The organism is Allorhizobium sp. DMC15, from assembly GCF_056314065.1.
Map to the genome: position 1 here is coordinate 1,555,063 of NZ_JBQUZB010000001.1, position 15,868 is coordinate 1,570,930.

Here is a 15,868-nt window from a genome sequence, read left to right on the forward strand (position 1 = left end):
ATGCGCTGCCCCTTTTGTGGATCGGACGAGACCCAGGTCAAGGATTCGCGGCCGGCGGAGGACAATACCTCCATTCGCCGGCGGCGTATCTGCCCCGATTGTGGCGGTCGCTTCACCACCTTTGAACGGGTCCAGCTGCGTGAGTTGATGGTTCTGAAGAAGACGGGCCGCAAGGCCCCCTTCGCCCGAGACAAGCTGGTGCGTTCTTTTCAGATTGCGCTGCGCAAGCGGCCGGTCGACAACGAGCGCATCGAGCGCGCCGTCTCCGGCATCGTCCGCCGCCTGGAAAGTTCGGGCGAAACGGAAATCTCCTCGGAAGAAATCGGCCTGCAGGTGCTCGAAGCCCTGAAGACGCTCGATGACGTGGCGTTCGTGCGCTACGCCTCCGTCTACCGCGACTTCTCGCACGCAGAAGACTTCGAAAACGTCATTGCCGAGATCAATGCCAAGATCTCGCGCGATAGCGTCGCGGACTAGGTCGTGTCGATCACGGCGATCGACGAAGCCTTCATGCGCGAAGCGATCGCGCTGTCTCTCACGCATGTCGGGCAGACCGGCTCCAATCCCTCCGTCGGTTGCCTGATCGTGAAGGACGGCCGCATTGTTGGTCGTGGCGTTACGGCGCAGGGCGGGCGTCCGCATGCGGAGCCTCTGGCACTCGCGGAAGCCGGCGAAGAGGCGAGGGGCGCGACGGCCTATGTCACGCTCGAACCCTGTTCTCATCACGGCAAGACGCCGCCCTGTGCGAACGCGATTGTTGCGAGCGGAATTGCCCGTGTGGTCGTGGCCGTTGCCGATCCGGATCCACGTGTCTCCGGTCAGGGTCTCAAGATCCTGGCCGATGCAGATATCGAAGTGACCATCGGAATTCTTCAGAAGGAAGCCCGCCGCGCCATGGGCGGGTATCTCACGCGCCAGACGAAGGGCCGTCCGCAAGTGACTCTGAAGCTTGCCGTTTCCGCCGATGGCATGTTGGGCCGCCACGGGGCCGGCCAGATCGCGATCACCGGGGCGGAGTCGCGCACGGAAGTGCACCGGCTGCGCGCGGCCAGCGATGCGATCATGGTCGGGATCGGCACTGCAAACGCTGATGACCCGGAACTGACCGTCAGGCTCGCCGGTCTCGAACACGCATCGCCGTTGCGAATTGTCCTTGATCGTCGCGCTGAACTCTCGCCCACCTCCAGGCTCGCCCGCACGGCACGCGACGTTCCTGTCCTTCTTGCGGTCGCACCGTCTGCGACAGGGAATCGCAAACTTTTGGAAGAGATGGGAGTGGAAATTGTCGAGACGGCAGGCCTTGAGCCTTTGTTGCGGGCGCTGGGCACGCGTGGCGTCTCATCGTTGATGGTCGAAGGTGGGGCGCGTGTCGCGACCGACCTGCTGGCGCAGGGACTGGTTGACGCGATCCATCTTTACACGGGCGATATCGTGATCGGTGAGGGCGGCATTGCATCGCCCATCACCCGTGACCATCGACCGGCCGGATTTGCTCTCCTGGAGGAGAAGACGATTGGCCGGGATCACCGGCAAGTCCTGGAGCGGCTGCCGGTATCGGCCTGGCTTTAGCGCCAGAACAACAAAATGAGAATGATGATCGGGATCGGCACGCCGACCAGCCACATCAGAATACCACGACCCATGACAGCCTCCTTTTCCTGGGATGAAGAAGCGTGAGCGGCTCCTTCGTGCATCGGAAACACGCAATCCCGGTCAATTGTTCCTGAGGTCCATGAGATAGGCAAAGTCCCCGCGTGGCGGCGCGGGGACTTCCATGGCGTTTGCGATGATCGAGAGAGAGAGAAGGGTCAGCGGAGGTAGAAGGTCACACTTCCGTCGACAGCCTGTTCGGCGCCCACGATGTTTTCCAACTCGACCTTGTCTGCCTGCAGTTTGCGGGCAAGCGCCGGGTTGGCGATCACCGAAGCCTGAACCAGGCGAGCCTCCTGGGATGTTGGCATGACATTCCCGTACTGCTCCTTCGCCGTGTCGTGGGTCCGCAAGGAGTCGAGCCGGATGACGTTGTAGGCATTCGGCGAGAGCTTCGTGATCGTGTTTTCGATCTGCTGTTGGGAAGCCGTGGCCGCAGCAGGCATGGCGGCATAGGCATCAGCACCGAAAGCGATGGCGGTAAGGGCAGTGGCACTGAAGATTGTTGCAAAGCGATTCATGGTCCTGTTCCTTTCGAGGATGTTTGCGATGGCGGGGAATTCCGTCGCTCGCTTGCAAGACTGAAGCTGGTGTCGGATTGTGGCCGTTTCCAGACATTAAGTGTCTGAATTTCATTAAACATTTTTCATCCAGCTTGCCTGATTTCGGCCTATATTAGGTCGCCCGGAACGAGATCCCTCGCTTCCTTCCCCGTCCGGTTGGTCCGGGCGTGCATTACCGCTGCATCTGCCCTGACCGAAAAATGCTTGCCTTCCGGGATACAGCATGGTTTGACCGCGTTTCTGGCGGCCGAAGCGCCGCAATCACATTCAGGATCAGGATCTGACCATGGTAAACAAGACGGCGTCGCCGCATTTGCTGATCGTCGAGGCACGCTTCTATGACGACATGTCGGACGCTCTTCTGGACGGCGCGAAATTCGCCCTCGAAGAGGCCGGCGCCACCTATGACATCATCACGGTGCCCGGCGCGCTTGAGATCCCGCCGGCCATCGCCATGGCGCTCGATGCGGCCGATGATGACGGCACCCAGTATGACGGCTTCGTCGCCCTCGGCATGGTTATCCGCGGTGAAACCTATCATTTCGACATCGTGGCCAATGAATCCTCACGCGCCCTCATGGACTTGGCGGTTTCAGAATCCCTGGCGATCGGCAATGGCATCATGACGGTCGAGAACGACGATCAGGCCTGGGCCCGTGTTCGCCGCTCCGATAAGGACAAAGGCGGCTTTGCCGCCCGCGCTGCGCTCTCGATGATCGCGTTGAAGAAGAAGCTGGGTGGCTGAGTGATGTCGGACGAAAGCAAGCATCCGGTGAAGCCGGCAAACCAGCGCGGCGCAGCCCGTCTCGCAGCCGTGCAGGCCCTCTACCAGATGGACATCGCCGGCTCCGGCGTGCTCGAAGTCGTGGCCGAATACGAGAGCCACAGGCTCGGCCAGGAAGTCGACGGGGAAACCTATCTGAAGGCGGATGCCTCCTGGTTCCGATCGATCGTCGCCGGTGTCGTGCGCGACCAGACCAAGATCGATCCGTTGATCCGCCAGGCTCTGCAGGACGATTGGTCCCTGTCGCGCATGGACAGCACGGTGCGCGCCATCCTGCGTGCCGGCGCTTTCGAATTGATCGAGCGCAAGGATGTGCCCATCGCGGTCATAGTAACGGAATATGTCGAGATCGCTCAGGCCTTCTTCCCCGAAGACGAGCCGAGACTGGTCAATGCCGTTCTCGACCGGATTGCAAAGCAGGTTCGCGCTCCGGCGCAGAAATAAGGTGAGTGACATGAGCGGAGCGGCGCTGGCAGGGCTGGATGGACAATTGTCGGCAGCCAGGCGCAATGTCGGTCTGCTCGCTGTCGCCCAGGCGATCCTGGGTTCGGCCCCGCCGCTCGCCTTCGCGGTCGGCGGGCTCGCCGGCTTCCAGATGCTCGGCGCCGACAAGTCGCTCGCGACCGCTCCGCTCACCGGCTTCAACATCGGCGTTGCGGCTGGCGCCATTGCGGTGGCAACCGCTTCGCGCTTTCTCGGTCGTCGCGAAAGCTTCATGCTCGGCGCGCTTGCCGGAGCGCTCGGCAGTGCGCTGGCAGCCTTTGCTCTCATCCGCTCCGACTTCTGGCTCTTCGCCTTCGCCCTGGTGCTCATGGGCCTCTCCGGCGGCTTTACCCAGAAAATCCGCTTCGCGGCAGCCGATGCTTCTCCGAGTTTTTACAAGGGTAAAGCGATTTCCTGGATTCTCGCGGCCGGTATCGTCTCGGCTATTGCCGGTCCTCAGATCGCCATCTGGCTGAAAGATGCGCTCGCCCCCGTAACGTTTGCCGGCGCGTTTCTCGGCCTCGTGCCGCTCTTGCTGTGTGCGATCGCCGTTCTCTTTTTCCTGAAGCTGCCGCCGCTGGTCAGCAAGGCAGGCACTGCGAACGAACCCACCCGACCCTTGCGCGAGATTGTCATGACCCAGCGCTTCATGACCGGGATGGTTTGTGGCATCGGCACCTATGCCCTGATGACCTTCATGATGACCGGTGCGCCGCTCGCCATGGTCGTAGGTTGCGGCTTCTCATCGGATCTCGCCACCCTCGGCATCCAGTGGCATGTGATCGCGATGTTCGCACCGAGTTTCTTCACCGGCGTGCTGATCGGACGCTTCGGCCCTGAGAAGATCGTCGCGGCGGGACTGCTCATTCTGATGGCCTGCGCCGTTGTCGCTCACTGGGGCATTGAGCTCTGGAATTTCTGGGGCGCACTCGTCCTGCTCGGCATTGGCTGGAACTTCGGTTTCATTGGTGCGACCGCCATCGTTGCCTCCAGCTATCGCCCCTCCGAGGCCGACAAGGTCCAAGGCTTCCACGACATCATCCTCTTCTCGACGGTGGCGTTGTCTTCCTTCTCCTCGGGCAAGGTCTTCACCGCCTATGGCTGGTCGGTGATGAACCTCCTGGTCTGGCCGGTGACGCTGCTCTGCCTTGTTCTGATCCTGCTGCAACTGCGCGCAGTCTCTCGCAAAGCCGCCTGAGTTCCCTCCGCAACGCAAAATATGCGCTCTTGACGGCACGAAAAGCGCGACGCAATCTCGCCTCGCGTCGACGGGTCTCGGAGGAGGGGGCCCGAGTCTGCGTGACACCGCCCGCGATGAGTGAGGCGCGGGCAATACGGGAGGGTATTGCGAATGACGGTTCTTCTAGGCGTAATTTTATGCGGGTTGCTGTCGGTGGTTTACGCGGTCTGGGCGACGCGCTCGGTCCTTGCATCCGACCAGGGCAATGCCCGAATGCAGGAAATTGCAGGCTATATTCGCGAGGGTGCTCAGGCTTACCTCACTCGGCAATACCTGAACATCGCAATTGTCGGAGCGGTTGTCTTCGTCGCTACATGGTTTCTTCTGTCCGGCACGGCAGCGATCGGCTTCCTGATCGGCGCTGTGCTCTCAGGGGCCGCAGGCTTCATCGGGATGCATGTCTCGGTCCGCGCCAACGTGCGCACGGCGCAAGCTGCGTCCCATAGCCTGGCGGCAGGTCTCGACATCGCCTTCAAATCCGGCGCCATCACCGGCATGCTGGTTGCGGGCCTCGCCCTTCTCGGCGTGTCCATCTATTTTTACGTGCTGACCTCATTCCTGGGTCATGCGAGCGGTTCGCGTGAAGTCATCGATGCGCTGGTCGCGCTTGGCTTCGGTGCTTCGCTGATCTCGATCTTCGCCCGCCTCGGCGGCGGTATCTTCACCAAGGGCGCCGACGTCGGTGGCGACCTCGTCGGCAAGGTGGAAGCCGGCATTCCGGAAGACGATCCGCGCAACCCGGCGACCATTGCCGACAACGTCGGCGACAATGTCGGCGACTGCGCCGGCATGGCGGCCGACCTGTTCGAGACCTATGCCGTCTCGGTTGTCGCCACGATGGTTCTCGCGGCGATCTTCTTTGCCGGCTCGGCAGCCCTCGACATCACGATGGTCTATCCGCTTGCGATCTGCGGCGCCTGCATCATCACGTCGATCATCGGCACCTTCTTCGTCAAGCTGGGCACGAACGGCTCGATCATGGGTGCCCTTTACAAGGGTCTGATTGTCACGGGACTTCTGTCGATCGCCGGTCTGGCCTTTGCGACCTCGCTCACAGTCGGCTGGGGGACCATCGGCACTGTGGCGGGCACGGACATAACGGGTCTGAACCTGTTCCTCTGCGGCATTCTCGGCCTTGTCGTGACCGCCCTGATCGTTGTGATCACCGAATACTATACCGGCACCAACAAGCGCCCGGTGAACTCGATCGCTCAGGCATCCGTCACCGGCCACGGCACCAACGTGATCCAGGGGCTAGCCGTATCACTTGAATCGACGGCGCTACCGGCCATCGTCATCGTCGGTGGCATCGTGTCGACCTACCAGCTCGCCGGTCTCTTCGGCACGGCGATCGCCGTCACCACCATGTTGGGTCTTGCCGGCATGATCGTGGCGCTCGACGCCTTCGGTCCGGTCACCGACAATGCCGGCGGCATTGCCGAGATGTCTCATCTGCCGCCCGAAGTGCGCAAGTCAACGGATGCGCTTGACGCGGTCGGCAACACCACCAAGGCCGTCACCAAGGGCTATGCAATCGGTTCTGCCGGCCTCGGCGCGCTGGTCCTGTTCGCCGCCTATTCGAACGATCTGGCCTACTTCGCAGCCAACAGCGCGCAGTATTCCTATTTCGCCGATGTGGGGACGATCTCATTCGACCTGTCGAACCCATATGTCGTCGCCGGCCTGATCTTCGGCGGCCTCATTCCCTATCTCTTCGGTGGTATCGCCATGACAGCCGTCGGTCGCGCGGCCGGGTCGATCGTCGAGGAAGTGCGTCAGCAGTTCCGCAACAAGCCCGGTATCATGCAGGGCACGGACAAGCCGGATTACGGTCGGGCGGTTGATATCCTGACCCGTGCGGCGATCAGGGAAATGGTCATCCCCTCACTGCTGCCGGTGCTGGCGCCGCTTGTGGTCTACTTCGGCGTGCTGTTGATCTCGGGCTCCAAGGCCTCCGCCTTCGCCGCCCTCGGTGCCTCGCTGCTGGGTGTCATCGTCAACGGGCTCTTCGTGGCGATCTCCATGACCTCGGGCGGCGGCGCCTGGGACAACGCGAAGAAGAGCTTCGAGGACGGCTTCATCGACAAGGACGGCGTCAAGCATCTGAAGGGGTCTGACGCCCACAAGGCCTCCGTCACCGGCGATACCGTCGGCGACCCCTACAAGGACACGGCCGGTCCGGCCGTCAACCCGGCGATCAAGATCACCAACATCGTGGCGCTTCTGCTTCTGGCGGTTCTTGCTCACTGAGCCGCGGCTAATTCAAGCCAAAAAAGAAACCGCGGAAGGCGACTTCCGCGGTTTCTTTCTTCCCGGTCTGGACAGGAGGCTTAGTTGCCCATCCCACCCAGAATGTTCTTGACGCTGTTTGCCGCACCGCCGCCGCCGGACAGCAGCTGCTGCAGGAAGGTGAGATCGCGGCCACCGGTCGGTGTCGTGCGCGAGATCGTATCGAAGACCTTGCCGTCCTTCAGCGTGTAGTTCGCTTCCTGTGTGACGATGCCGTCCTTGTCGAAATAGATCGCCAGGATCTGCTGTTCGACCAGCTTCTGCTTCATGAAAGCAACCGAGCGGGTGCGCTTCTGGGATATATAGTAGAAGACCTCGCCGTCGAAGGTCGCAGTCGTCGACGGTGTGCCGAGCGACAGCAGCACCTGTTCGCGGCTGGAGCCGACCGGCACCAGGTCCAGTGCCGCCTGATCGACGACATAGCCGTTGTGGAACACTTCGGCGGTCTGGCAGCCGGATAATCCGGCCAGGGCAAGAGCGAGAACCACGGCAGTCGAGTTCATCAGCTTCCTGTCCGCTCTAAAAATCCGAATGTCCACGCACGCGTCTCCCATGACTGTCGGCAACATCCTGAGGATGTCGGGTCGCTTCTGCGCACAGCATTGTGGCCTTTCCGGGGAAGGGCAGCCCAATGGCTGGCGCTGCCTTCTTTCCCATCACTTTGCCGATGCAAGCGGCAGGGCGAGGGGAGAACGGCATTGCAATTCACGTCTGCTTCGGTAAACCAGCTTTCGCAATCATGCAACATGAGGGCGACCGGGCCCGGGCCATCGGTCGACTCTTTTTGGTGGAATTGAATGGTATTCGGTTTCTTCCGTCAGAAAAGAAACAACAGGGCGATAGTCGAGCGGCAATATGCCGTGCTGACATCGGCCGCGCGCACCCCTGCATTCTACCTCGACATGAACGCGCCCGACACCGTGATGGGTCGGTTCGAAATGCTCACCATCATGCTGATTCTCTATTTTCGCCGCACGGCGCGTTCCAAGCGTAGCGGCCAGGAGATCGCGCAAAACATCATTGATGCCTTCTTCGAGGATGTCGATCACTCGATCCGCGAACTCGGCGTCGGCGACCCCGGTGTGCCAAAGCGCATGAAGAAGCTTGCCGGCATGTATTACGGGCGGCTGGAATCCTATGCGGCCGCGCTCGACAAGGGCGATCGGGATGCACTCACGGCCGCTCTTGCCCGCAATCTGCATCCGGAATCATCGCCGGTCCCGGACATGCGGCGCCTGGCGGACTGGATGTTTGCGGCGGAACAGGCGCTGAGCTCCGTCGACGAGGCAGAGATCGAAACCGGCATGGCCCGGATTGCCGTGCCCGCAATGTGAGGCCTCGGAGGGCCAGGCGGCGATCGCCCGCACAGGCCGCCGGCAACGGACAGAGGATGATCCAATGAATGACAAGAATACTGAAGAAGTCACCGAATTCAGCTATCGGGTGAAGGTCGGTCACGTTTCCGCCAATCCCGTTCAGGTCCATGTCGAGGCCGACGAGCGCGAGCGGGCGGGCCTGGCGGCGCTCTGGGATGTCGAGGCGGTCAACCGACTGTCTGCAGATCTCCAGATTGCCCGCTGGAAGAAGGACGGCGTGCGCATCAAGGGCCAAGTGTCCGGTGAGATCGTTCAGGCCTGCGTTGTCACGCTCGAGCCGGTGGTTTCGACCATTGAGCAGGAGATAGACCAGATCTTCGTGCCCGAAGGATCGAAGCTCGCCCGCATCGTGCTCGATGGGGCCGGCGAAATGGTGCTCGACCCGGATGGTCCCGATCTGCCGGAGCCATTCGTGGGAGACACGATCGATGCAGGAGCGCTGATTGCCGAGTTCGCGGCTCTCGGAATTGATCCTTATCCGAAAAAGCCAGGGGTCCAGTTCGACGGTCACATTGAAAACGAGGTCGAGGAAGAGAAGAAGCCTTCCCCGTTTGCCGTGCTCAAAGACTGGAAAAAGGATCGATGATCCCCCATCTGCGCCCGTGGGTGGGTTGTACCGTCATTGAAAAGCGGTATTTTGACCGAAATTTCGCTGGCCAGCGATCAGGAAGGGTCAGGTTTAAGTGATCAGAATTTCTCTCGACGTCATGGGCGGCGACTTCGGTCCGGAAGTCACGATCCCCGGAGCGGCCAAGGCACTGGAGCGTCACCCGGAAGTCACCTTCCTCCTCTACGGCCAGCAGGAACGCTGCCTGCCGATCTTGGCGCAGTTCCCAAAGCTCAAGGAAAAATCCGTCTTCCACCATTGCGAAGTCGCCGTTGGCATGGACGAAAAGCCCAGCCAGGCTCTGCGCCGCGGGCGTTACGTCTCCAGCATGTGGCGCGCGATCGAGGCGGTGAAGACCGGTCAGGCCGATGTCGCGGTCTCCGCCGGCAACACCGGCGCATTGATGGCCATGGCCAAGTTCTGCCTGAGGACCATGGCGACGATCGAACGCCCCGCCATTGCCGCCATCTGGCCGACCCTTTCCGGTGAGAGCATCGTGCTCGACGTCGGCGCTGGCATCGGCGCCGATGCGCAGCAATTGTTGGACTTCGCCGTCATGGGCGGCGCCATGGCGCGTGCTCTCTTCGAGATCGAAAAGCCGCTGGTCGGCCTTTTGAATGTCGGTGTCGAAGAGATCAAGGGCCAGGAAGAGGTCAAGGAGGCCGGTCGCCTGATCCGCGAAGCGGGCCTGGATACCATCGATTATTTCGGCTTCGTCGAAGGTGACGATCTCGGCAAAGGCACGGTCGACGTCGTCGTCACCGAAGGTTTTACCGGCAACATCGCCCTGAAGACCGCCGAGGGCACCGCCAAGCAGATCGCCGAATATCTGCGCGCCGCCATGTCCCGCACCTGGATGGCCAAGCTGGGCTACATCCTCGCCAAGGGCGCCTTCGATCGCCTGCGCGAGAAGATGGATCCGCGCAAGGTCAATGGCGGCGTCTTCCTCGGCCTGAACGGCATCGTCATCAAGAGCCATGGCGGCACAGATGCCGAAGGCTTTGCGGCGGCCGTCGACGTTGGCTATGACATGGCCCGCAATGGCCTCACACAGAAGATCGAAAACGATTTGAAGAAATATCACGCGCGGCAGCCGTCTCCGGCGGGCCCCGAAGCAGCGTGACGACAAGGCAGGAAACACGATGATCCGTTCAGTAGTTCGCGGTTTCGGAGCGTCGCTCCCGAAACGGGTGGTGACCAATCGCGACCTCGAAAGCATGGTCGAAACCTCTGACGAGTGGATCGTCCAGCGCACCGGCATTCGCCAGCGTTACATCGCGGGCGAGGGCGAAACGACGGCCTCTCTAGGCGCCGCCGCCGCAACGCAGGCGCTGGAGCGCGCCGGTCTGACGGCACAGGATATCGACCTCATCATCTGTGCCACCTCGACACCCGACAACACCTTTCCGGCAACCGCCGTCAACATCCAGAACCGGCTCGGGATGAACCACGGCTTTGCCTTCGACGTGCAGGCCGTCTGCTCGGGCTTTGTCTATGCCATGGCAACGGCCGACCTCTACATCCGCGGCGGCATGGCAAAGCGCGTGCTCGTGATCGGCGCGGAAACCTTCTCCCGCATCCTCGACTGGAACGACCGCACCACCTGCGTCCTCTTCGGCGACGGCGCGGGCGCGCTGGTCCTCGAAGGGCAGGAAGGGAACGGTACGATCGCCGATCGCGGCATCCTGACCTCCAACCTCCGTTCGGATGGCACCCATCGCGAGAAGCTTTATGTCGACGGCGGTCCCTCCACCACCGGGACGGTCGGCCATCTTCGCATGGAAGGCCGCGAAGTCTTCAAGCATGCGGTCGGCATGATCACCGATGTGATCGAGGCAGCCTTCGAAGCCACCGGCACCACGGCGGCTGACATCGACTGGCTGGTCCCGCATCAGGCCAACAAGCGCATTATCGACGGCTCGGCGAAGAAGCTGGGCATTCCCGACGAGAAGGTGGTGATCACCGTCGATCAGCATGGAAACACCTCTGCTGCTTCCATACCGCTCGCTTTGGCGGTCGCCGCAGGCGACGGCCGGATCAAGCCCGGCGACCTTGTGATGCTGGAAGCCATGGGCGGTGGTTTCACCTGGGGTGCGGTTCTCCTGCGCTGGTAGTCCAAAAAAGAGTAAAAGTCGGGCACCAACAAGAGCTTGACCGTCGCCTTTAAGGACAATAGGTTCTTTCGAATTCAACAAGATCATTGATTTAGGCGGGCGAGAACAATGGCCGGAAAGACAGTGACACGTGCGGATCTGGCAGAATCAGTTTTTCGCAAAGTCGGTCTTTCGCGGACGGAGTCCGCTGAGCTGGTCGAAACCGTGATCGATGAGATCTGCAACGCCATCGTTCGGGGTGAATCCGTCAAGCTGTCGTCCTTCGCCACCTTCCAGGTGCGCAGCAAGAACGAGCGTATCGGCCGTAATCCGAAGACGGGCGAGGAAGTGCCGATCTCGCCGCGCAGGGTGATGACCTTCAAGGCCTCGAATGTGCTCAAGCAGCGCATTCTGCGCGCCCATATCGCACGCAAAGCCAAGCAGAAGCCGGCCAATCCCGCCGCCTGATCCGTCCAAAATCGGTGGAGTGTCGCTCCATCCGTGACAGATCGCTTGAAAATTCAGGTCCAAACCGTTGAAATGACGGGCGAGTCGCGCAAGCCTTGGCGCACCGCACGTGGAGCATGGTCATGCAGTTGGACAAGAGCCCGGACGCCTTCCGCACCATCAGCGAAGTTGCCGACGATCTCGATCTTCCGCAGCATGTACTGCGGTTCTGGGAGACCCGGTTTCCGCAGATCAAGCCTCTGAAGCGCGGCGGCGGCCGTCGTTATTATCGCCCGGATGATGTTGAGTTGCTGAAGGGCATCCGCCATCTGCTCTACGATCAGGGCTATACGATTAAAGGCGTGCAAAAACTCCTGAAGACCAACGGCAACAAGTTCGTCATGGCGGTCGCCGCCGGCGATGTCGCCACGATGGAAGCGCTGGTTGCTGCCAGTTCGGCGAAGACGGAAGAGCCGCGGGTCGCGCTTGACGACGATCAGGTCGTTGGACGTCCGAAGATACGCGCCAGCGGCCGCTTCTTCGGCTTCGGCGGCTCGGCAGACGATGCGTCGGAGATTTCCGTCGGCAAAGGGTCAATTGCCAAGGAAGACCGCGCACTTCTGCAGGAGGCGCTCTTCGACCTCCTCGAGTGCAAGCGCCTGCTTGACCAGGTGCGCTGAGCCCGCCGGCCTGCACGACGCTACCGCGCACTCTTCCTGTTCCGCAAGGGAACCGGGACAGCGCCTGCACGTTGAGGGACCATCACCAACCGCGTGAGGTCCCATGAAACGTTTGATTGCCGCCGTCTTTCTCGTCGCCACCCCCGCACTGGCTCAGACGCCCTCTCCAGCCCCCCGCGCGGCCGGCGAGGCGGCTTCCCGTCCGCAGACGGTCGAAGATGCCTGCGTCTTCGTGGCCAAGAGCATGCTGATGGTGAAGGATCTGAAGGTCGGGGTCGTTCAGTCCTTTCCCGAGCTGACGCCGCCCGGTGCGCGGCTGACTTATTCCAGCCGGATGGATGCCGAAGCGGCCGACATCACAGACGAGATCGAATGCCAGTTCGACAGCGCTGAAGGCCCGCTGATGGTCACCCGATTTTGCATGGATTCCACCTGCTATGCGGCTGACAGCGAAGAGCCGGAGGACCGCCGGCGTTTCGAAGAGGTCCGGGCCCTGATGCAGCGCTTGAAATGACGAGAGGAAATTTGTGTCGCACGTGACTTTCCCCTTGCGCCGACTGGGATGACTGTCTAAAGGGAACGTGCCTTATAGGCAGGTCGGGGCGTAGCGCAGCCCGGTAGCGCACTTGACTGGGGGTCAAGGGGTCGTGGGTTCGAATCCCGCCGCCCCGACCAATCTCTTCCTTGATATCCCAGCAAAATTTCTTTCTTCCTCACCGGGACAGCCGGAATTTCGTCCGGTGTGTTGGTGTTGTTGCGCCGCAGCATTACATTCAAGTTGACCGCTGCCGAAAGAGACGCCTCCATGCGCTTCAAAAATCCTTTTTCTGCCCTCCTGAAGGGCCAGCGCCGCTGGCGCAAGTTGGTCAAGGATACGTTTCCGCTCATTGGCTTGGCTGACCAGCCCAAGGCGACGCCGAAAGCGAGAAAACGCGCGGCGCCGTCCCGCACTGCGCTGGTCGAGGTCCACGGCTTCGGGAGCAATCCTGGACGCTTGCGCATGCTGGAATTCGTGCCGCCGCTGAGGAGGGAACCACCATCTCTCGTGGTTGTGCTGCACGGTTGCCTGCAAACGGCCGTTCAGTACGACAAGGGCAGTGGCTGGAGTCGGATGGCCCGCGAGAAGGGATTCGTGCTGCTTTATCCCGAGCAGACCAAGCAGAACAACCAGAACCTCTGTTTTAACTGGTTCCGCCCGAGTTCGGTCGCCCGCGATCGGGGGGAGCTTATGTCGATCCGGCAGATGATCGAGCATGCGGCACACCGCCACAATATTCCGCAGAGCCGGATATTCCTGCAAGGCCTATCCGCCGGCGGAGCCATGGCCGGCGCCTTGCTGGCCACCTATCCGGATCTTTTCGCCGCCGGACAGATCGTCGGCGGGTTGCCCTATGGCGCGGCGCGTGATGCGATGTCGGCCCTCCATGTGATGAAGTCTGGTGCCCGTCGCAGTGCGCAGGAATGGGGAAACCTGGTGCGCGCTGTGCGGGAAGGGGGCGAGACCAACCGGCCCGCAATTTCCATCTGGCATGGCCGTCTCGATAGCGTGGTCACCGTCGCCAATGCTGAGGCGACGCTCGCCCAGTGGCTTGATGTCTACGGCCTTCATCCCTCTGGTGGGCTGCCGCTTCCTGTCACGGATGGACGCGCTATTGTCTGGAAGGATGAGCGGGGCAGAGTCCTGGTCGACTATCGCATCATCGACACTCTCGATCACGGTCTGCCCGTGCCTTTTCGCAGAGGCGCGGCCGGTGGTCAGCCCTATATGCTGGAGGGCGCCAACAGCGCCCCCAAGCAGTTCTACGACACTTTTGTCCGGCCCGTGTGAACGTACGCCAGCTCAGTTCTGCTCGACAGAGACGCCGTTTTCACCGATGCGGAGTTCGACGCCATCCGGCTTGCTCTCCTCCTGATAGACGTAGATGCCCAGTCCGATGACGGCAACGACGAGGGCACCGATAATCAAGTAGAGGCCATTGTTCCGGCTCATGAAAGTCTCCTGTCTGGTGTTATCAGGCAGGTAAGCCGTAAGCTCGGATATTGTTCCAACGAGGTATTAGAAACTCTCAATCATTGTTGGTGGAATTGAGCTCTTCAGGCCGCATGCCCTCCTGGTGATCGGCCTGTGCGAGTCTGAGACCGGCGCCTCCTAGCCCCGCTTCACCTGTTTCCAGAAAGATGAGACCCAGCCTTTCGAGTGCCCGCCTCAAGGCAGCATGGTCGGCAGGCGTCGCATCATAGCCACTGCCGGATTCGATCTGCAGGATGAGCAGGGCCGCTATCCCGCTTTCCTGCGAGAGGCCTTCGATGGTGAGGTCGAGCATCGCGCGGGCGGCGCGTATCTGGGCGGGCGTGATCATGAAATGGATATGGCGCAGCCGAGCGAAGCTTCAAGGCTCAAGGTCAGGTGCGGCCCGCAGGCGGGTTTGCCTGAGCGGTAGATACAAAGCTGCGTCGCATCGCCCTCTGGTGGCGATGTTCGAGGGCGCAGCACCCCCAGACGATACCCAGCACCAGATAAAAGTGCCGCCAATGGTCGGTGTCGATGACATTGCCGATCAGCATGTGGCCGACGAGCACGATCCAGGCGATCATCAGATAAGGCTGCCAGGGTCGGTCCCGCAAGAGGTAGCGGAAGCCCATCGCAAACGTCCAGGCGACCAGCGAGATATAGGAAATGAAGCCGATCCAGCCATAGGTCATCAGCGACTTGAGCCAGATGTTGTGCTCGTCTTCGGGGAAGATTTTGCCAAACATCATCGGACCGATGCCAAGTGGCCGTTCCATCGCCATCTGGAAGCCGATCCGGTGGCGCTCGAAGCGTCCGAGATGTCCGCCGTCGTAATCCTGCACCAGCTGCGTGCGGGCCTGGAACAGGTCGCGCACCTTCTCGAACTGCAGCGCGACGACGAGCGCCATGACCATCACGCCCACGGCGAAGACCGACAACATCAGGATCTTCAGGCGAAAGGCGTTGCTCCGCTCCTTGAGGAGCATGATGAAGACCAGGGCCACGGCGGCAAACAGAAAGAGGCCCCAGGCGGCGCGCGAGAAGGAGAGAAAGACGGCAAAGGCGATGATCAGAATGCCGATCAGGCGCAGCGGTGCCTCGGCAAGCTTCCCTTTCAGCAGGCCATGGAGAAGATAGAGCATGGGGGCCACAAGGAAGGGGCCGAAGACGTTCGGGTCCTGGAAGGCGCCCATGGCGCGATCATAGCGGGTGAAGGATTCAGCACCCGGAAAGGCGTGGAAATAGCCCAGGATGCCGAGCATGCCGGTGAGGATGGCGGCTGCCACCCAGGCCCGGAAGATCAGGACGAGCCGCTGATGGCGATCCTCTATCACGGCGGCATAGAAGACGGCTGTCAGCGCGAGAAAGACGGAGACGAAGACATAGAGGAATTGCTCGGTCAGGATCTCGTTCATGACCGTGAGTGCCAGCATGCCGCCGATGTTGAAGGCGAGCAGCAGGGCAAGCAGCGGCGCGACGGTGCGTGAGATGCGCAATCCGAACAGGAACCAGAGGGCAACCTGTCCGACCATCAGCACTTCATAAGGCGCTGGCTCGGAAATCACGAAGCCCGAAAGGAACACGCCGAAACCCAGCACCCACGACACGACCATCTGCAGGGCGGCAACCTGCATCCGGGGGAGGG

At 61.4% G+C, this 15,868-nt stretch carries 19 protein-coding genes and 1 tRNA gene; 15 read left to right on the forward strand and 5 right to left on the reverse strand.

The window, feature by feature from the left end:
- Together nrdR and ribD are read left to right on the forward strand one after the other, a co-directional pair.
- Positions 1-477: a transcriptional regulator NrdR gene (gene nrdR / locus ACT53S_RS07670; RefSeq protein WP_062274768.1), complete on the forward strand. Its 477-nt coding sequence runs from the start codon at positions 1-3 to the stop codon at positions 475-477.
- Between the two features lie 3 nt (positions 478-480).
- The gene (gene ribD, locus ACT53S_RS07675) at positions 481-1,569 is read left to right on the forward strand and encodes a bifunctional diaminohydroxyphosphoribosylaminopyrimidine deaminase/5-amino-6-(5-phosphoribosylamino)uracil reductase RibD (protein ID WP_476066504.1); all 1,089 of its coding nucleotides are present in this window, start codon (positions 481-483) and stop codon (positions 1,567-1,569) included.
- Positions 1,570-1,808: 239 nt separating this feature from the next.
- Here the strand turns inward: ribD and ACT53S_RS07680 are convergent, their stop codons facing one another.
- Positions 1,809-2,171, reverse strand: a complete 363-nt coding sequence (locus ACT53S_RS07680; protein WP_113378125.1) for a hypothetical protein — start codon at positions 2,169-2,171, stop codon at positions 1,809-1,811.
- Between the two features lie 328 nt (positions 2,172-2,499).
- On the opposite strand from ACT53S_RS07680, the gene ribH reads away from it, so the two are divergent.
- The 4 genes from ribH to ACT53S_RS07700 all read left to right on the forward strand — a co-directional run bounded on the left by ribH (position 2,500) and on the right by ACT53S_RS07700 (position 6,970).
- Entirely contained in the window at positions 2,500-2,958 is a 459-nt protein-coding gene (gene ribH / locus ACT53S_RS07685; protein WP_113378126.1) for a 6,7-dimethyl-8-ribityllumazine synthase, read from the forward strand.
- A gap of 3 nt (positions 2,959-2,961) precedes the next feature.
- The gene (nusB, locus tag ACT53S_RS07690; RefSeq protein WP_476066505.1) at positions 2,962-3,441 is read left to right on the forward strand and encodes a transcription antitermination factor NusB; all 480 of its coding nucleotides are present in this window, start codon (positions 2,962-2,964) and stop codon (positions 3,439-3,441) included.
- 10 nt (positions 3,442-3,451) lie between these two features.
- A complete protein-coding gene (locus ACT53S_RS07695; protein ID WP_113378128.1) occupies positions 3,452-4,678 on the forward strand; it encodes an MFS transporter in 1,227 nt (408 codons plus the stop codon).
- Between the two features lie 153 nt (positions 4,679-4,831).
- Positions 4,832-6,970: a sodium-translocating pyrophosphatase gene (locus tag ACT53S_RS07700; RefSeq protein WP_113378129.1), complete on the forward strand. Its 2,139-nt coding sequence runs from the start codon at positions 4,832-4,834 to the stop codon at positions 6,968-6,970.
- Positions 6,971-7,050: 80 nt separating this feature from the next.
- On the opposite strand, the gene ACT53S_RS07705 is transcribed toward ACT53S_RS07700, so the two are convergent.
- Positions 7,051-7,563, reverse strand: a complete 513-nt coding sequence (locus tag ACT53S_RS07705) for an outer membrane protein assembly factor BamE (RefSeq protein ID WP_113378130.1) — start codon at positions 7,561-7,563, stop codon at positions 7,051-7,053.
- A gap of 243 nt (positions 7,564-7,806) precedes the next feature.
- Here ACT53S_RS07705 and ACT53S_RS07710 point away from each other — a divergent pair, with 243 nt between their 5' ends.
- The 9 genes from ACT53S_RS07710 to ACT53S_RS07750 all read left to right on the forward strand — a co-directional run bounded on the left by ACT53S_RS07710 (position 7,807) and on the right by ACT53S_RS07750 (position 14,040).
- A complete protein-coding gene (locus ACT53S_RS07710) occupies positions 7,807-8,343 on the forward strand; it encodes a ubiquinol-cytochrome C chaperone family protein (protein WP_113378131.1) in 537 nt (178 codons plus the stop codon).
- A gap of 64 nt (positions 8,344-8,407) precedes the next feature.
- The gene (locus ACT53S_RS07715; RefSeq protein WP_476066506.1) at positions 8,408-8,971 is read left to right on the forward strand and encodes a YceD family protein; all 564 of its coding nucleotides are present in this window, start codon (positions 8,408-8,410) and stop codon (positions 8,969-8,971) included.
- Positions 8,972-9,068: 97 nt separating this feature from the next.
- Complete coding sequence (gene plsX / locus ACT53S_RS07720) at positions 9,069-10,115, forward strand: phosphate acyltransferase PlsX (protein WP_113378133.1); 1,047 nt, start codon at positions 9,069-9,071, stop codon at positions 10,113-10,115.
- Between the two features lie 19 nt (positions 10,116-10,134).
- Positions 10,135-11,106 (forward strand): beta-ketoacyl-ACP synthase III, encoded by a 972-nt coding sequence (locus tag ACT53S_RS07725; protein WP_476066507.1) that lies wholly within the window; start codon positions 10,135-10,137, stop codon positions 11,104-11,106.
- 108 nt (positions 11,107-11,214) lie between these two features.
- A complete protein-coding gene (locus tag ACT53S_RS07730; RefSeq protein WP_006727522.1) occupies positions 11,215-11,553 on the forward strand; it encodes an integration host factor subunit alpha in 339 nt (112 codons plus the stop codon).
- Positions 11,554-11,681: 128 nt separating this feature from the next.
- Positions 11,682-12,212: a MerR family transcriptional regulator gene (locus tag ACT53S_RS07735; RefSeq protein ID WP_113378189.1), complete on the forward strand. Its 531-nt coding sequence runs from the start codon at positions 11,682-11,684 to the stop codon at positions 12,210-12,212.
- A gap of 103 nt (positions 12,213-12,315) precedes the next feature.
- Positions 12,316-12,726 (forward strand): hypothetical protein, encoded by a 411-nt coding sequence (locus tag ACT53S_RS07740; protein WP_113378135.1) that lies wholly within the window; start codon positions 12,316-12,318, stop codon positions 12,724-12,726.
- A gap of 84 nt (positions 12,727-12,810) precedes the next feature.
- A tRNA-Pro gene (locus ACT53S_RS07745) sits at positions 12,811-12,887 on the forward strand.
- Between the two features lie 73 nt (positions 12,888-12,960).
- A complete protein-coding gene (locus ACT53S_RS07750; RefSeq protein WP_476066508.1) occupies positions 12,961-14,040 on the forward strand; it encodes an extracellular catalytic domain type 1 short-chain-length polyhydroxyalkanoate depolymerase in 1,080 nt (359 codons plus the stop codon).
- 12 nt (positions 14,041-14,052) lie between these two features.
- Here ACT53S_RS07750 and ACT53S_RS07755 read toward each other — a convergent pair whose 3' ends face one another.
- From ACT53S_RS07755 to ACT53S_RS07765, 3 genes are all read right to left on the reverse strand, one after another.
- Positions 14,053-14,202, reverse strand: coding sequence for a hypothetical protein (locus ACT53S_RS07755; RefSeq protein ID WP_174238493.1), 150 nt, complete (start codon positions 14,200-14,202; stop codon positions 14,053-14,055).
- Between the two features lie 76 nt (positions 14,203-14,278).
- Positions 14,279-14,572, reverse strand: coding sequence for a hypothetical protein (locus ACT53S_RS07760; protein WP_476066509.1), 294 nt, complete (start codon positions 14,570-14,572; stop codon positions 14,279-14,281).
- 43 nt (positions 14,573-14,615) lie between these two features.
- The gene (locus tag ACT53S_RS07765) at positions 14,616-15,857 is read right to left on the reverse strand and encodes an O-antigen ligase family protein (protein ID WP_476066661.1); all 1,242 of its coding nucleotides are present in this window, start codon (positions 15,855-15,857) and stop codon (positions 14,616-14,618) included.
- Positions 15,858-15,868: the final 11 nt, after the last annotated feature.

Bases quoted from the DNA above. Each gene is read 5' to 3' on its own strand.
- nrdR (WP_062274768.1), top strand. From the start codon at position 1: ATGCGCTGCCCCTTTTGTGGATCGGACGAGACCCAGGTCAAGGATTCG.
- ACT53S_RS07680 (WP_113378125.1), bottom strand. From the start codon at position 2,171: ATGAATCGCTTTGCAACAATCTTCAGTGCCACTGCCCTTACCGCCATC.
- ribH (WP_113378126.1), top strand. From the start codon at position 2,500: ATGGTAAACAAGACGGCGTCGCCGCATTTGCTGATCGTCGAGGCACGC.
- nusB (WP_476066505.1), top strand. From the start codon at position 2,962: ATGTCGGACGAAAGCAAGCATCCGGTGAAGCCGGCAAACCAGCGCGGC.
- ACT53S_RS07695 (WP_113378128.1), top strand. From the start codon at position 3,452: ATGAGCGGAGCGGCGCTGGCAGGGCTGGATGGACAATTGTCGGCAGCC.
- ACT53S_RS07700 (WP_113378129.1), top strand. From the start codon at position 4,832: ATGACGGTTCTTCTAGGCGTAATTTTATGCGGGTTGCTGTCGGTGGTT.
- ACT53S_RS07705 (WP_113378130.1), bottom strand. From the start codon at position 7,563: ATGGGAGACGCGTGCGTGGACATTCGGATTTTTAGAGCGGACAGGAAG.
- ACT53S_RS07710 (WP_113378131.1), top strand. From the start codon at position 7,807: ATGGTATTCGGTTTCTTCCGTCAGAAAAGAAACAACAGGGCGATAGTC.
- ACT53S_RS07715 (WP_476066506.1), top strand. From the start codon at position 8,408: ATGAATGACAAGAATACTGAAGAAGTCACCGAATTCAGCTATCGGGTG.
- ACT53S_RS07725 (WP_476066507.1), top strand. From the start codon at position 10,135: ATGATCCGTTCAGTAGTTCGCGGTTTCGGAGCGTCGCTCCCGAAACGG.
- ACT53S_RS07730 (WP_006727522.1), top strand. From the start codon at position 11,215: ATGGCCGGAAAGACAGTGACACGTGCGGATCTGGCAGAATCAGTTTTT.
- ACT53S_RS07740 (WP_113378135.1), top strand. From the start codon at position 12,316: ATGAAACGTTTGATTGCCGCCGTCTTTCTCGTCGCCACCCCCGCACTG.
- ACT53S_RS07755 (WP_174238493.1), bottom strand. From the start codon at position 14,202: ATGAGCCGGAACAATGGCCTCTACTTGATTATCGGTGCCCTCGTCGTT.
- ACT53S_RS07760 (WP_476066509.1), bottom strand. From the start codon at position 14,572: ATGATCACGCCCGCCCAGATACGCGCCGCCCGCGCGATGCTCGACCTC.
- ACT53S_RS07765 (WP_476066661.1), bottom strand. From the start codon at position 15,857: ATGCAGGTTGCCGCCCTGCAGATGGTCGTGTCGTGGGTGCTGGGTTTC.